The following is a 12467-nucleotide window of genomic DNA, read 5'->3' as shown; positions in this document are numbered from 1 at the left end:
TTCATCATGACCGCAATCAACGACACCTCACCATTGCTCGACCACTACGCCCTCCTCGCCGACGGTTTCGCCGCCATCCTCGACGACGCTCCCGCGGACACCTGGACCGCATCCTCCCCGTGCGAGGGCTGGACCGGACGCGACGTCGTCGGTCACGTCATCGACACGCAGCGCGAGTTCTTCGCACGCCACGACGTCGATCTCGGACCCACGCCCTCCCTCGACGATCCGGCCGCCGCCTGGCACACCCACCGCGACACCGTCGCCGGCCTGCTCGCCGACCCGAGCGTCGGCGAGCGCGCCTTCGACGGCCACTTCGGACCGACCACCATCGGCGAGACCCTCATCCGGTTCTACGGATTCGACATGATCGCCCACCGGTGGGACATCGCCCGGGCCGCCGGGGCAGAGCATCGGTTCACCGACGACGAACTGTCCGAGATGGAAACGGCGGTCGACGGTTTCGGTGACGCGCTCTACTCCGAGGGCGTGTGCCGCAAGGTCGAGATCCCCACCGGCGCCGACCGTCAGACGACGCTTCTCGCGAAGTTGGGTCGCGTCGCGTCCTGACTCCCTCCGCCTCTGAGGCGCGAGCCCCCATGCTCCCTGAGGTGCGAGCCTCCCCATGCTCCCTGAGGTGCGAGCGAAGCGAGCCACGAAGGGCATGGCGAGGCACCCTCACCACGCCCTTCGTGGCTCGTCGCTATCGCTCCTCGCACCTCAGTATCTGCGGCCTGGCGCCCGTCGTGGGGGTCGAAGAGTTGTGCTGGTCACCACGGTGTCGGGGGTCGATAGTGGAGGGGTGGGATGCGGTGACCTTGAATTCCTCCCTTGTGCCGAAGAGCCAGTACCTCAGTGTGAGGCGCGGGGCCTGCCACGGGAATCGTGGATTGTTGCTACGAGCACGCGGATTAGACTCCTGCATTTGTTCGCCCCGTCCGCAGCCCACTTCCGAGGACTCGAAAGGAGACCGAGATGGAAGTGCTGCATTCCCGATGCGCCGGGATGGATGTCTCCAAATCGGATGTGAAAGTCTGTGTCCGCCTGGCTAGTCCGGGACGAAAGACCGTGCAGGACACAACGACCTGGTCGTCGATGTGCGGCGAGATTCTGCGGCTGCGGGACTATCTGATCGCCGAGCAGGTGACGTGTGTGGTCATGGAAGCCACCGGCGACTATTGGAAACCGTTCTACTACCTCCTCGAAGATGCCCCGTTCGAGGTGATGTTGGTCAACGCCCACGACGCCAAGAACCTCCCGGGCCGCAAAACTGATGTGTCGGATGCGGCGTGGCTGGCGCAGTTGGCCGCGCACGGGTTATTGCGTGCCTCGTTCGTGCCACCCGAACCGATCCGACGGTTGCGTGATCTGACCCGGACCCGCACCGCGATCACCCGCGAACGCAGCCGCGAAATCCAGCGTCTGGAGAAAGTCCTCGAAGACGCCGGGATCAAACTGTCGGTGGTCGCCTCCGACATCAACGGGGTCTCGGCACGTCGGATGCTGCGCGCTCTGGTCCGAGGCGAACGCGATCCCGCCGAGTTGGCGGAGATGTCGGTGGCCTTGCTACGACGCAAGATCCCGCTGTTGACCCAGGCGTTGCAGGGCCGCTTCACCGACCATCACGCGTTCTTGGTCGAGTTGCATTTGGACTTCATCGACGAACACACCACCCGAATCGAGGCGTTGACCGAACGCATCGAGACGGTGATGGCGCCCTTTCAGGCCAAGCGCGACCTGATCTGCACCATCCCGGGCATCTCCACCACCACCGCCGATGTGATCATCGCCGAGACCGGCGCGGACATGTCCCAGTTCCCCACACCAGGACATCTGGCCTCCTGGGCAGGGGTGTGCCCAGGCCAGCACCAGTCCGCGGGACGGGTCAAAAACGTGAAAACCCGTCCGGGGAACCGTTACCTCAAAGGTGCTCTCGGGGCTGCAGCGTTGTCGATCGCCAGTCACAAAGGCACTTTCCTCAACACCAAATACCGGCGTCTGGTGCGCTCGCGCGGCAAACCCAAAGCGATCGTCGCGCTCGAACACAGCCTGCTCACCGTGGTCTGGATCATGCTCACCGACAACGTCGTCTACGACGAACCCGGCGCCGACTACCACCAGCAACGCCACCCCGAACGCACCAAAAACCGCGCCCTCAACGAGCTCCACCAACTCGGATACGACGTCACCATCACACCCCGCGGAGCGGCCTGAGCAGCCACCTCACCTAACTCTTCGGATTAGGGAGCACAAGATTCGCAACTCAGCGAGCCGGGGCGGGACTCCGCGCGCAGCTCAGGGAGCAAGGGGGTCAGCACCACTCACGGGATCCACCCGTTGTGCCGCGGATAGCGCGCGCGGAGGTGACCGTAGACATAGGTGCTGACGAGGAGTGCGACGCCCGCACCGATCGACGGCCACAAGAACACGTTGTCGAGTGAATCGCGGATCGCCGCGACCGCCCAGCCGATCACGAACAGCACGAGCGCGATGGTCGCCAGGATGCGGATGACGAGCACCACGGTGGCGAGCACCGCCCACAACGCCTCCCGCGCACGCCCCGGCCGTCCACCCACGACGTCATCGTAGTGTCGTGCCGGCCCGCGGGTGCTCTCCTGCGTCTCGCATTTGTGCCCACCGGCCGGCACCACATGGACAATGGAGGAATGAAGACCATCCTCAACGTCATCTGGCTCGTCCTGTGCGGACTGTGGATGGCGATCGGCTACGTCGTCGCGGGCATCATCTGCTGCATCCTCATCATCACCATCCCCTTCGGCATCGCCTCGTTCCGGATGGCTAGCTACGCGCTCTGGCCCTTCGGACGAACCGTGATCCGCAAGCCGACCGCGGGTGTGGCATCGACGATCGGCAACGTCATCTGGATCATCGTGGCCGGCCTCTGGCTCGCGATCGGTCACATCACGACCGGCCTGGCGATGTGCCTGACGATCATCGGCATCCCCCTCGGCATCGCGAGTTTCAAGATGGTTCCGGTGTCGCTGCTCCCGCTGGGTGCCGAGATCGTCCCGACCGATCAGCAGATTCCCGGCGGTACGCCGGTGCGGATGTGACCCACCGAACGTCGCGCTGACCTCCCCCGACCCATCCGCCTCGCCGGTGGATCCGAACAGGTGGCATGACACACGGGTCCCAGACTGACGTCGCGAGCGCCAGGCCCGGTACGGACGCGGCGCTGCCGCCGGTGGCGATGGCCAATTTCTCGCTGCACGCCACCGGCGCCCGACTCCACCAGGAGTCGTTCAGCCGACGGCCCGGATACCCCGATCACCCGCAGCGCACGTCATACTTCTTGCCGCAGCCCCGTTGCCTCCGGGCCCACGCGGAAACGTGACACCCGCCCGCCGGGAGCGGCGTTCGGGGGGACAGCGACACATCGTTCGACGACGGCAGGAGGCACGCGATGTCTGAGCATCTCGATCCCGACGCTGCCGAACTGCTGGAGATGGCACCGCTCGTCGCCCTCGACGCACTCTCCGATGACGAACTACGCGACGTCCAGGAGCGCGTCGCAGGGGCGCCGCACGATGTCCGCGCACTGTTCGACAAGCAGGTCCGCGCGACCCGCGAGGCGCTGGCCGCGATGAGCAAGACCACCGCCACGCCACCTCCGCCGACGCTCCGCGACCGCATCCTGTCCGCCGCGCGTGCCGACGCGGGTCTCGACGCGCCGGACCTCGCCGAACCGGCCGGCGCGTCCGCGTCCGGACCGGTCGTGTCCGGCGCGTCGGATCATCCGATGCCCCAGCAGGACCCCGCATCGGCCGGCACCGACGTCGGGCAACCGGAATCCGCCGCCGGCTCCCCGGCGACCGGGGCCGATGACCGACGCAGGTCTCGCCGTTGGACATATCTCGCCGCCGCGGCGGTCCTCGCCGTCGCCATCGGCGCCGCCGGGTGGGTCATCGGACAGTCGAGTTCCCCGGAACCGGAGGTGCGCCCGCTCGCTTCACCGGCCGAGCAGGTCTTCTCCGCGGAGGACCTGCGATCGACCGGCGGTCCGGTCGCGACCGGGAACGTCACCGTCTACCTCGCGAAGTCTGCGGACACCGGCGTACTGGTCATGGATTCGGTCCCGCCGCCTCAACCGGGGACGGTGTATCAGATGTGGCTCATCGGGCCGGACGGCGCCCGCTCGGCCGGCACGATGACGGACAAGGACGTCGAACCGGTCACCACCGCCGTCTTGTCCGGGATCAACTCCGCCTCGACGCTGGCGTTCACCGTCGAACCACCCGGCGGTTCGGACCGGCCCACCACCACCCCGGTGGCGCAGTTGTCGCTGACCTGACCGGGCCGTTTCCTGGAAACCACCCCGTGGAGCCGGGCCGGCGACATATCGGCGGCTGTCCGGTTTCCACGGGTGGCTTCCAGAGTTACTTCAACAACGCGCGGATCGCCTCGATGCTGTCGGCTTGGGCCGCGGTCTTGTCCGGCCGATATCGGACCACGCGCGCGAAGCGCAGCGCGACACCACCCGGGTAGCGCGAACTCCGTTGCGCACCATCGAGTTCGATTTCGACGACGATCTCGGGGCGCAGGTGGATCGTGTACGAGTCCCGGTGCGTCTCGTGTTTCGGGAACTCCTCGGTTTGCCAGCGCAGCAGCTCGTCGGTCAGGCCCTTGAACGTCTTGCCGACCATCACGAGTTCCCCCGTCTCCGGATCGCGGGCGCCGAGATGCAGGTTCGACAGCCAGCCCGAGCGACGCCCCGACCCCCACTCGGCACCCAGCACGACGAGGTCGAAGGTGTGCGTCGGTTTGACCTTCTGCCATGCCTTTCCACGACGGCCGGCCACGTACAGGCCGTCGAGCGATTTGACCATCACACCCTCGTGACCGTCGGCCATCGCGGCGTCGAAGTGGTTGCGCGCCTCCTCGACACTCGGCCGCGTCACGGCCGGGATACGCAGCTGCGGGGCGATCGAGTCGATGGCGGCGAGCCGCTCGGACAGCGGGCGGTCGATCAGGTCGGTGCCGTCGAGATGCAGGCAGTCGAAGAAGAACGGCTTGAGCAGGCGTTCGGGTTCACCCGCCGCCGTGGGCCCGGAACCAAAGCGGCTCATGGTGTCCTGGAACGACCGCGGTCGGCCGTCGTCGGAGAGCATCAGCGTCTCCCCGTCGAGGATGACCGAGTCGCACGGTAGCGCGGCGATCACCGAGACGAGGTCGGGCACGTTGGCCGTCACGTTCCGCAATGTGCGTGTGAACACCGAGACCTCGGTCCCCTTGCGGTGAACCTGGATCCGCGCTCCGTCGAGTTTGTAGTCGACGATGAGGTCGGGCCCGAGGAGCGCGAGAGCGGAATCGAGATCGTCGGCGGGGGTCGCGAGCATGGGTTCGACGGCACGACCGACCTCGAGGCCCACCGCGGCCAACGCTTCGGCCCCGAACCGGGCCAGCGCCGCGGTCTCCGGCAGCGAACCGGTCAGCATGTTCGCCCGACGCACCAGCACCAGATCCTGGCCGGTGACCTTGGCGATGGCGTCGGTCATGACGCCGGCGAGTGCTCCCTGCCGCAGTTCGCCGGTGAGCAGTGCCACGAGGAACTTCTGCTCGGCTTCGGTCGACGCCGCGAACAGGGACGCGATGATCTCGCCGCGGCGCTTCGTCGACCCGGGGCCCGACGCCGACGCGAGCTCACCAAGGGCGGCATCGACAGCCGCGACCTCCAGAGTCGGCGACTCCGCGGGTGCCGCAATCAGTTTCGACAACGACCGCCATCCGACGCCGAGACGCCCTTGGGGGATCTCGCCGGAAAGCCATGCGACGACGATCGGCAGTTCCGCGTCCGACGTCGCCGAGAGCGCCTCCGCGAGCACCGCTGTCTTACGGGTTCGCGACCGGTCGCGCGCGACATCCGCGGAGGTCTGGACGACGTCGGTCAGCTTCATGTCGCCTCACCTGCAACCGGACGGGCATTCACCCGTTCGACGGTACGCCGCGCCGCCGACAATCCCGGTCGGCAGCGCGCCCGTGACTCAGACCTCGGTGAGGTCGACGGTCTTGGTCTCCTTGACGCTGAGCAGGGCGATCATGGTGGCGCAGGCGGCGACCGCGAGGTACACGCCCACCCAGCCGACGCCGTAGTCCGCGACGATCCACGTCGCGATGAACGGGGCCACGGCGGCGCCGAGGATCGACGCCACGTTGTAGGCGATCCCCGAACCCGTGTACCGCACGTTGGTCGGGAACAGCTCCGGCAGGATCGCGCTCATCGGCCCGAAGGTGAGCCCCATCAACGTCATCCCGAGGATCAGGAAGAACAGCATCATTCCGTCGGTCATCGATGACGGATCGAGCAGCCACTGGAAGCACAGGCCGAACACGATGATCGCGGCGGTGATGATGATGAGGAACGCACGTCGCCCGTACCGATCGGCCAGGCGTCCCGAGATCGGCACGCACGCGGCGAAGAAGAGGACCGCGACAAGCTGCAGCTGCAGGAAGTCGACGTAGCTGATGGAGAGCTTGACACCCGATTCGTCGGTCACCTTGCCGGTGCCGTACGAGATCACCCAGGTGGTCACGATGTAGAACAGCGTGTACGTCGCGACCATGATGAACGTGCCCGCGATGAGCGGACGCCAGCTGGTCTTGACGACCTCGGCGAGCGGCGCCTTGACCTTCTTGCCGTCGGCGACGGCCTTCGCGAACACCGGTGTCTCGGTGAGCTTCAGCCGGACATACAGCCCCACGGCCACCATGATGGCGCTGGCCAGGAACGGGATTCGCCAGCCCCAGGTCATGAAGGCATGGTCCGGGTCGGCGGACGCGGCGTCGAAGTCGAGGGCGAGCATCAGCAGCAGGAAGGTACCGTTGGCGAAGAAGAAGCCGATCGGTGCGCCGAGTTGCGGCCACATCGCCGCCCACGCGCGCTTGCCCTTCTCGGCCGTCTCGGTCGCGAGAAGCGCTGCGCCCGACCACTCTCCGCCCAGTCCGAGGCCCTGGCAGAAGCGCATGAGCGCGAGCAGCGCCGGTGCGAGGTAGCCGACGGAGTCGTACGTGGGCAGCAGACCGATCACGAAGGTGGCGATACCCATGGTGAGGAGCGACCCCACCAGTGTCGCCTTCCGGCCGACGCGATCCCCGAAGTGGCCGAACAGGATCGAGCCGATGGGTCGCGCCACGAAGGCGAGACCGAAGGTCGCGAACGACGACAGCAGCGCCGCGGTGTCGTCCCCCTTGGGGAAGAACAGGACCGGGAACACGAGGACCGCGGCCGTCGCATAGATGTAGAAGTCGAAGAACTCGATGCTCGTCCCGATCATCGACGCGATCACGATGCGGCTACGGGGTACCGGCGCCTGGTCGGGATGGTCGATGTTGCGGACCGCGGAATCGCTCATCCGCGCGACGTTACGCCTGCGGCTCGAGCCGCCGATTCCGACCCCTGAGAAAAAGCTGAGCGGACGGCGACACCCGACGGGCGCGGCTCCATCGCAGTCCCACCGCGACTCCTCACTTGTCCCGGTGTGGACCCGACAGTTGGACGAGGACGTCGACTGCCGTTGCCAGATCGGCATCCTCGATGTGCGAGAGCATCGTCTGGATGACCCCTCGAACGATGTCGGGTCGCGGCTGATACCGGATGTCGATTGCGGTGGCGATGTTCCACGTGAGCAAGAAGGCATCGCGGACCGCGTGCTCGTAGAGCGCTCCCGCGGTTGTGTGGGTGCCGTCGAGGTCGACGACCCGGTGCGTGTCGAGGACTCCGGCGAAGGCGGCGACCATCAGGCCGGCACTTCGACGGTACCGGTGATCGAAACCGCCTCCGTACTGGTCCGCCACCAACGGGAACGATGCCCTGTCGATCGGTGCAGCTCGCTGAGAAATCAGCTCATCGCCGGCGAGGAGCGCGGTGAGACGCGCGTTTCGATCGACGGCCGCCACGAACAGATCGCCGAGGTCACCGTTCGTGGCGGCGGCCGGAATGCTCATGTCGCCGACGGTCATCTCGGAGAGATGTGCGCCGACATCGTCGGTCGTCGCCCGAAGTGCCGCTGTGTCCATCCGACGCCCCTTCTCGAAGACAGTGCCCATCCGAACTGTCGATCCGTCCCGTCGGCCCGCGATGATGAGAGGACGCTTCCGCATCGAGCGGGAGTGACCGGCCGCAACGATCGTCTACCACGGTAGACGATCTGAGAGGGGATGTCGATGGCGGACGACGACCGGGTTTCGAGTGCGGAGCCCGATCTCGGCGCACTTCTCGGGCGACTGATCCCGCACCTGATCAGCCTCGAGGAGCCGATCCTCCGGGCCGCCGGCCTGTCGATGTGGGAGTACGCCATCGTGGGCGAGATCGCCGCGACGCCGGCTGTGTCGCAGCGTGCGTTGTCCGAACGCACCGGGCGAGATCCGACGCGACTCGGCAAACATCTGGACGAACTCCAGCGGCGGGGCATCGTGTCCAGGGAGAGGTCGGGCAGTCATCGCCAGTGGACCGTCTCGATCACCTCGGAGGGGCATGCACTGCACGAGCGCGTCCAGGCCGAGATACGTGCCGTGGAGGACGAGCTACTCCACGGTGCCATGTCCGACAGTCAGGCAACGACCTTTCGACGACTGCTGCGAGTCCTTGTCGCGTCCGTCTCCTGACGCATCCTCCGCGGCCGCCACCCGCCCGCGCCGCTACCGAGAACGGGCGGTAGTCGGCCGAGCGGATGCCGCATTCGGCCTGTCAGCTACCGCGTTTGATCCATTCTTCGAGGTGGGGTGCTTCGTCGCCGACGGTGGTGCCGTCGCCGTGGCCGGTGTAGACCTTCGTCTCGGGGTCGAGGGTGAAGATCTTCTCGGTGATCGAGGCGATGATCGTGGGGAAACTCGAGTACGAACGCCCCGTCGCGCCCGGACCGCCCTGGAACAGGGTGTCGCCGGAGAACAGGACCTTCGCCTCGGGCAGATGGATCACCGACGACCCCGGCGAGTGGCCGGGGGTGTTGATGACGGTCAACTCGGTCCCACCGACGCTGATCCGCTGGCCGTCCTCCAGATCCTGATGGGCGACGTCGGGATGGGTGTCGTTCCACAACATGTCATCGCCGGGGTGCAGCAGGATAGGCGCGCCGGTCGCCTCCGACAGCTCCGGGGCCACGGTGACGTGATCGTTGTGCCCGTGGGTCAGCACGATCGCGGTCACCGTCCGGTTGCCGACGCCGTCGAGGATCGGCTTCGCCGAGTGCGCGGCGTCGATGATGATCACCTCGTCGTCATCACCGACGAGCCACACGTTGTTGTCGACGTCCCAGGTGCCGCCGTCGAGACTGAACGTGCCCGAGGTGACGACGTTGTCGATCCGCAACTCGCCGCTCACAACTCCACCACCGATCGCAGCACCTTGCCGGCCTCCATCGCCGAGAACGCGGCCTGGACATCGTTGATACCGATGCGTTCGGTGACGAACTTGTCCAACGGCAGACGCCCCTGCTCGTACAGGTCGATCAGCATCGGGAAATCACGCTCGGGCAGGCAGTCGCCATACCAGGACGACTTGAGTGCGCCACCGCGGGAGAAGAAATCGACCAGCGGCATCTCCAGGGTCATCTCCGGGGTCGGCACACCGACCAGCACCACGACCCCGGCCAGGTCGCGGGCGTAGAACGCCTGCTTGTAGGTTTCCGGACGGCCGACCGCGTCGATCACGACATCGGCGCCGTTGCCGTCGGTCAGTTCCTGCACCGCGGCGATCACATCGTCGACCTTCGACCCGTCGATCGTGTGCGTGGCGCCGAGGTCGGTGGCCCATTCCAGCTTCGACGCATCGCGGTCGATCGCGATGATCGTCGTCGCACCGGCCAACCGAGCCCCGGCGATCGCGGCATCACCCACACCACCGCAGCCGATCACCGCAACCGAGTCGCCACGACCCACGTTGCCGGTGTTCATCGCCGCACCGATCCCGGCCATCACACCGCAACCGAGCAGACCCGCCACCGCCGGGTCGGTGTCGGGATTGACCTTGGTGCACTGCAATTCGTGGATCAACGTCTTCTCCGCGAACGCGCCGATACCCAGCGCCGGGGTCAGCTCGGTGCCATCGGTCAATGTCATCGGGACACTGGCGTTGAAGGTGTCGAAGCAATACCACGGACGACCCCGCTTACACGCCCGACACTGACCACACACCGCCCGCCAGTTCAGGACGACGAAGTCGCCGACCTCGACATGGGTGACATCGGAACCGACCGACTCGACCACACCCGCGGCCTCGTGCCCGAGCAGGAACGGGTACTCGTCGTTGATCCCACCCTCGCGGTAGGCCAGGTCGGTGTGGCAGACACCGCACGCCTTGATCGCCACCACCACATCACGCGCACCCGGATCCGGGATCACCACGTCCACGACCTCCGTCGGCGCCTTCTTGCTGCGCGAGATGACTCCCTTGACTGTCTGCGACATGCGTTCTTCCTTCCGCAACTGCGTTGTTCGGGGTACGTGTGCAACGTGTGTTCGCAAGGACGGCGACGCGTCGTGGCATCGCCGGAACACATCGCCACAACCTTATCGGTAGGGCGGACACCGATCTATTGTGAGTAGCCGTCGTCCACTGCTGGTAGCCACACCCAGTGGTGGTCCGGCGCCGGGGCCCGCTCGGACCTCACCCTAGGCTCGCGATCGGCCGATTCGACTCCGTTTCGGCCATTGCGAACACCGAGCCCGCGGCGTCCATGCCGACGCAGGTTGTTTCACGACGGCCACGTCGGGGCAACCCTGCGACGTACTCAGCATCTCGACCACGAGGAGGTACACCATGGCAGAGAACAAGAAGGACCCTGGACCCTCGGTCAAGGACGACGAGCTCTACGAGAAGCTGCGCGACGAGGGCAACTCGAAGGAAAAATCCGCTCGGATCGCCAACGCCGCGGCCAACAGCTCGCGGTCGGACGTCGGCAAGAGCGGCGGCAGGTCCGGTTCCTACGAGGACTGGACGGTCGACGAACTCAAGAAGCGCGCGAAGGAACTGGACCTCTCCGGTTATTCGGACCTGAAGAAGGACGAGCTGATCGAGAAGCTCCGCGATCACTGAAACCCGATCCGCCGGGCCCGACACCACCGAAGCCGCCGACCCCTGAGGGTTCGGCGGCTTCGGTGTGAAAAGGGACGGTGCCGGCCAGTGCGCCTCTCGGCAAACAGGCCGCTCGAAGCGGCATAAGGGTGGGACCCGGGGCAATGGATCCGTCACCGTCGAGGGCTACAACCGCGTCCCTCGGCGAGTTATTCCACATGGTTCGTCCGCACGCGACCCACACGTTTCGGGCAGTGGTCAGCGAACCAGACCGACACGCTGGAATGCCGTGAGCGCGGTCTCCCCGGTGTTCCAGAGCGCGTTGACGTCGCCGCGCGCGCCGGGCGCCGCACGGACGTCTTGGAGCGCGAGGCCGTTGCGGAACGTCAGTACGTTGTAGCCCACATCGGCGGCGCGCAGCATCGGCCCGGTCGCGCGCCCGGCACCGACCACCCGGTCGAGTCCCTCACCGACGATGTAGAAGCGGAAGATCGGACCCAGGTCGACGCCGTACTCCCGCAGTGTTTCCGTGACGATCGAGTTCCCATGCGCAGCAATGGCGTCGACGATGAAGAAGAAGTCCCGAGCGTTCGATGGTGTCGCCCGGGCGTCGGCGGTCGCATACGCCAGGTCGACGGTGATGTGCGAGTTGTAGCCGGCCATGGCCACCCGCTGGCCGGGGACCGCGCAATCGTCGGCCATGTCGAAGTAGTGCCGCCACTGAGGCGCCACGGGTCCGCCGCCGAACTCGCCTCGGACGGCGTCGAGGAACCGGTTGAGGAGTTCGAGACTGATCACCGGGGCCCACCGCGGCGTCTGGAACACGCGCGGATTGTTCTGCAGCGGCATCACCGCGTCGCGTTCCACTGCGGCCAGTCCGAGGGCGAACAATCCGCGACGGTCGCGGCGGTCGGTGAGGATGTCGACGATCCCGTACAGCTTCGCGACGTTGCGTCGTAGCTGCACGAGCGGGAGGTCCCGCGAATCCTGATCGTAGGTACCGAGTTCGACGATCCGCTCGCGGTCGGCCGGGCGGAGCTCGGTGCCACACGTCTCGGCCGGTACCGCCGTCGACGTTGCCGGCGCGGCGACGAGAAGTGTTCCGAGCAGAGCTGCGGTCAGCAGTGTCGCCGAGAGTGTTCGCATGGAACCCGGTGTTACCCCTCCGCGCGCGGATCAACCCTCCGACCGGGGTCGCGAGACCCTTCGTGACGCGCCCTCCGCAAGCTCCGGGCGCTCCTCAGGGAGCAGGGTGACGCGTCCGAATTCCTTGCTCCCTGAGGTGCGAGCGAAGCGAGCCACGAAGGGTTTCGCAAGACGTCTCACCAGGCCCTAATGGGGGTGGATCGGCTTCCTTTTGGGGGATGCTGGTCGTGTGAGCCTTCCCGGTCGGTGACCACTGCCAGGCCCTGAAACGGTGTCGGATTTCTACACGAAG

At 66.5% G+C, this 12467-nt stretch carries 14 protein-coding genes; 7 read left to right on the top strand and 7 right to left on the bottom strand.

All coding sequences use genetic code 11. From position 1 onward, the window contains the following. The first annotated feature begins 6 nt into the window (after positions 1 to 6). On the top strand, positions 7 to 570 hold the full coding sequence (locus tag BCM27_RS00855) for a maleylpyruvate isomerase family mycothiol-dependent enzyme (protein ID WP_033206671.1): 564 nt from the start codon (positions 7 to 9) through the stop codon (positions 568 to 570). A gap of 405 nt (positions 571 to 975) precedes the next feature. Next, on the top strand, positions 976 to 2214 hold the full coding sequence (locus BCM27_RS00850) for an IS110 family RNA-guided transposase (protein ID WP_004022872.1): 1239 nt from the start codon (positions 976 to 978) through the stop codon (positions 2212 to 2214). 107 nt (positions 2215 to 2321) lie between these two features. Here BCM27_RS00850 and BCM27_RS00845 read toward each other — a convergent pair whose 3' ends face one another. After that, on the bottom strand, positions 2322 to 2576 hold the full coding sequence (locus BCM27_RS00845) for a hypothetical protein (protein WP_033206618.1): 255 nt from the start codon (positions 2574 to 2576) through the stop codon (positions 2322 to 2324). A 90-nt stretch (positions 2577 to 2666) separates the two neighbouring features. On the opposite strand from BCM27_RS00845, the gene BCM27_RS00840 reads away from it, so the two are divergent. The 3 genes from BCM27_RS00840 (at position 2667) to BCM27_RS00830 (ending at position 4312) form a co-directional block, all read left to right on the top strand. Next, positions 2667 to 3074: a YccF domain-containing protein gene (locus BCM27_RS00840; protein ID WP_004022226.1), complete on the top strand. Its 408-nt coding sequence runs from the start codon at positions 2667 to 2669 to the stop codon at positions 3072 to 3074. A 65-nt stretch (positions 3075 to 3139) separates the two neighbouring features. Continuing rightward, positions 3140 to 3355 (top strand): hypothetical protein, encoded by a 216-nt coding sequence (locus BCM27_RS00835; RefSeq protein ID WP_033206616.1) that lies wholly within the window; start codon positions 3140 to 3142, stop codon positions 3353 to 3355. Between the two features lie 69 nt (positions 3356 to 3424). Further along, positions 3425 to 4312 (top strand): anti-sigma factor, encoded by an 888-nt coding sequence (locus tag BCM27_RS00830; protein ID WP_004022227.1) that lies wholly within the window; start codon positions 3425 to 3427, stop codon positions 4310 to 4312. Between the two features lie 85 nt (positions 4313 to 4397). Here BCM27_RS00830 and BCM27_RS00825 read toward each other — a convergent pair whose 3' ends face one another. The 3 genes from BCM27_RS00825 to BCM27_RS00815 form a co-directional block, all read right to left on the bottom strand. Further along, a complete protein-coding gene (locus BCM27_RS00825; protein ID WP_004022228.1) occupies positions 4398 to 5915 on the bottom strand; it encodes an ATP-dependent DNA ligase in 1518 nt (505 codons plus the stop codon). A gap of 87 nt (positions 5916 to 6002) precedes the next feature. Further along, entirely contained in the window at positions 6003 to 7370 is a 1368-nt protein-coding gene (locus BCM27_RS00820) for an MFS transporter (RefSeq protein ID WP_004022229.1), read from the bottom strand. Positions 7371 to 7482: 112 nt separating this feature from the next. Further along, positions 7483 to 8064 (bottom strand): hypothetical protein, encoded by a 582-nt coding sequence (locus BCM27_RS00815; RefSeq protein ID WP_033206613.1) that lies wholly within the window; start codon positions 8062 to 8064, stop codon positions 7483 to 7485. A 117-nt stretch (positions 8065 to 8181) separates the two neighbouring features. On the opposite strand from BCM27_RS00815, the gene BCM27_RS00810 reads away from it, so the two are divergent. Continuing rightward, positions 8182 to 8622 carry a MarR family winged helix-turn-helix transcriptional regulator gene (locus BCM27_RS00810; protein WP_004022231.1) on the top strand — a complete coding sequence of 147 codons (441 nt, stop codon included), beginning with the start codon at positions 8182 to 8184 and terminating at the stop codon, positions 8620 to 8622. 82 nt (positions 8623 to 8704) lie between these two features. On the opposite strand, the gene BCM27_RS00805 is transcribed toward BCM27_RS00810, so the two are convergent. Next, entirely contained in the window at positions 8705 to 9337 is a 633-nt protein-coding gene (locus BCM27_RS00805; protein ID WP_004022232.1) for an MBL fold metallo-hydrolase, read from the bottom strand. Further along, on the bottom strand, positions 9334 to 10422 hold the full coding sequence (locus BCM27_RS00800) for an S-(hydroxymethyl)mycothiol dehydrogenase (RefSeq protein WP_004022233.1): 1089 nt from the start codon (positions 10420 to 10422) through the stop codon (positions 9334 to 9336). Before BCM27_RS00800 ends, BCM27_RS00805 begins: the two co-directional genes overlap by 4 nt. Positions 10423 to 10774: 352 nt before the next feature. Here BCM27_RS00800 and BCM27_RS00795 point away from each other — a divergent pair, with 352 nt between their 5' ends. Beyond that, positions 10775 to 11050: a DUF7218 family protein gene (locus BCM27_RS00795; RefSeq protein WP_004022234.1), complete on the top strand. Its 276-nt coding sequence runs from the start codon at positions 10775 to 10777 to the stop codon at positions 11048 to 11050. A 237-nt stretch (positions 11051 to 11287) separates the two neighbouring features. Here the strand turns inward: BCM27_RS00795 and BCM27_RS00790 are convergent, their stop codons facing one another. Then, positions 11288 to 12175, bottom strand: coding sequence for a DUF5995 family protein (locus BCM27_RS00790; RefSeq protein ID WP_004022235.1), 888 nt, complete (start codon positions 12173 to 12175; stop codon positions 11288 to 11290). Positions 12176 to 12467 lie beyond the last annotated feature (292 nt).

The organism is Gordonia terrae (genome assembly GCF_001698225.1).
Taxonomy (GTDB): Bacteria; Actinomycetota; Actinomycetes; order Mycobacteriales; family Mycobacteriaceae; genus Gordonia; species Gordonia terrae.
Note: the sequence above shows the minus strand (reverse complement) of the source record. Positions and strands in the feature narration are given on the sequence as shown.